Origin of the sequence: Bacillus sp. AFS040349 (genome assembly GCF_002577655.1) — a bacterium.
In the GTDB taxonomy this organism is placed as follows: Bacteria; Bacillota; Bacilli; order Bacillales; family Bacillaceae; genus Metabacillus.
This window is the reverse complement of record NZ_NUMC01000219.1, coordinates 1-2202: the sequence shown is the minus strand read 5'-3', so window position 1 is coordinate 2202 and position 2202 is coordinate 1. Positions and strand designations below refer to the sequence as shown.

General features: G+C 36.0%; 2 protein-coding genes. One reads left to right on the top strand and one right to left on the bottom strand.

Going from position 1 to position 2202, the window contains the following annotated elements; translation table 11 throughout:
• Nucleotides 1–421 precede the first annotated feature (421 nt).
• The gene (locus COD11_RS26375) at nucleotides 422–922 is read right to left on the bottom strand and encodes a CotO family spore coat protein (protein ID WP_098799822.1); all 501 of its coding nucleotides are present in this window, start codon (nucleotides 920–922) and stop codon (nucleotides 422–424) included.
• Nucleotides 923–1200: 278 nt separating this feature from the next.
• Between COD11_RS26375 and COD11_RS26370 the strand changes: the two genes are divergently transcribed.
• Nucleotides 1201–2163: an EAL domain-containing protein gene (locus COD11_RS26370; protein WP_098799821.1), complete on the top strand. Its 963-nt coding sequence runs from the start codon at nucleotides 1201–1203 to the stop codon at nucleotides 2161–2163.
• The last annotated feature ends 39 nt before the right edge of the window (nucleotides 2164–2202 follow it).

The following is a 2202-nucleotide window of genomic DNA, read 5'->3' as shown; positions in this document are numbered from 1 at the left end:
ACAATATTCTGGACTTGACTTCTCCTTACCTCATTTCTGTCTCGATTCTCCTTGTATCGAGACAGAAACTCTTCTCTTTACCTGGTTTATGTCCCGATTCTCCTTGTATCGGGACATATGCTCTTCTCCCAACACGTTTTATGTCTCGATTCTCCTTGTATCGAGACATATGCTCTTCTCTTTACCTCTTTTCTGTCTCGATTCTCCTTGTATCGAGACATAAGATCTTCTCCTTACCTCATTTCTGTCTCGATTCTCCTTGTATCCAGACACAACCTCTTCTCCTTACCTCTTTTCTGTCTCAATTCCTCTTCATATCCATACACAACACCTCTACCTCTATCCTTATCTAAACCACCATGTCCAAATGCAACACAAAGAAAAAGTTAGACACACCAGTGCCTAACTTTTTTAAGTACAATTAAAAACCTAATAAGTTAATCGCTTTAATCTCACCAAGCTCCAAGTCGATCGGCTTTGCATGTGTTAGTGAACGGATCGTCACAATATTATCTTCTTCTGTCATAATAACACCGCGGTATGTTTCCTCAGTTGTTTCAATTTGACATAGTGTTCTTGGCATATTTTTTGGTAAGTTTGTGAAGAACTCTACTTTCTCGGCAATATTCATTTGTGTAATTGGTTTTCTTTGTTTTCGATATTGTTTGACAGATGTTTCTTCCTCAGGTTGTTCTTCTTCCTCAACAACCGTAACAGCTTTTTCTGGTTGTTTTTCTTCCGTTACTTCCTCGTCTTCCTTCACTACCGTTTGAATTTGAGAATTCGTTTCTTTAAGTTGATCAACTTTTTGTTGTTTTGATTTTTTTACAACAAATGATTGCATATTTACATCTATATCTTGATGTTCGGGTGAAACAATATACATAAGGGGCTTCATTTTGTAATTTTGCTTATTTGACACTCATATCCCTCCTATAAAGGTAAGTCTACACATTCAACATGTTATGCTTGCGAACTGGGTAATGTGCCTATTTCTTTGAGGTTGTGATAAGAAGATGCAATTTTATCTAAAAAAAGCTATCTCCATACAACTTCCATGCCCAAAAACACATCCATCTCCAAAATAATGTAAATTTTACAATAGATTTACATCTCCTTAACAATAAACTGTTATTGTCGAATTACGTAGGAAAAGTAGATATCAGATCGTCTAAGTACGACCTTTAAAGGAGTAGTAGTATGAACAATTTCTGTCAAGAAACGCCCGATCAAGCTAAACAATTAAAGAATCACTTTCTTGAGATCCTTGATCAGCGGCAGCTTACTGTTCATTTCCAGCCAATTGTTCATTTTCATAGTAATACAGTTTATGGATTCGAAGCTTTATCACGTGGACCAGTTTCTAGTCCCTTTTATCGCCCGGATGCTTTATTTCCCTATGCAGAAAAAGAGGGTTTATTATATTCATTAGAAAAATTAGCAAGAGAACGTGCATTTGAGTTAAGTAAAGATACCATTGGCAATCAAAAGTTGTTTATTAACTTAAATTCACAGGTTATTTATGATAAAGAATTCAACGCAGGTCATACAATATCGGTACTAAAGCATTATGGTATTGAACCAAAAAATGTTGTGTTTGAAATTACAGAAAGAAATGCCATTAACGATTTTAAAGCGTTTCGAAATGCTTTGAATCACTATCGTGAGCAGGGATTTAAGATTGCTATTGATGATGCGGGAGCAGGCTACTCGTCGCTTCAATCCATTTCGGAATTGATGCCGGATTATATTAAAGTAGACCGTTCTCTTATAAGCGGTGTGGATCACAATGAGGTCAAATCAAATATTCTTGAAGCTTTCGTAACCTTTGCCAAGAAAATGAATAGTCAAATTATCGGAGAGGGAATTGAAACGGAAGCTGAGTTACAACGAGTCATGAATCTTGGCATTCAATTTGGTCAAGGTTTCTTTCTCGCAAAGCCAGATCACCCATTTCCACAAATCAATCATTACGCTAAAGAATGCATTGAATTGGCTAATCCTTATAAAAATAGAAAATCTGTGATCGTTGATGTTGGAGATGAAATTATTCTCGTTAAAAACGGAACTATTCTCAAACGTCAACCTGCACGAACCTTATTACATGGGGACAGCCTTCTAGAGAAACATGTTTCAAATTCGATACAATGTTATAAAAATTAACGATAAAAAGGGCGACTCACAATTAAAATGTACCCTATA

Coding starts and splice junctions, on each gene's coding strand:
- COD11_RS26370 (WP_098799821.1), top strand. CDS start 1,201: ATGAACAATTTCTGTCAAGAAACGCCCGATCAAGCTAAACAATTAAAG.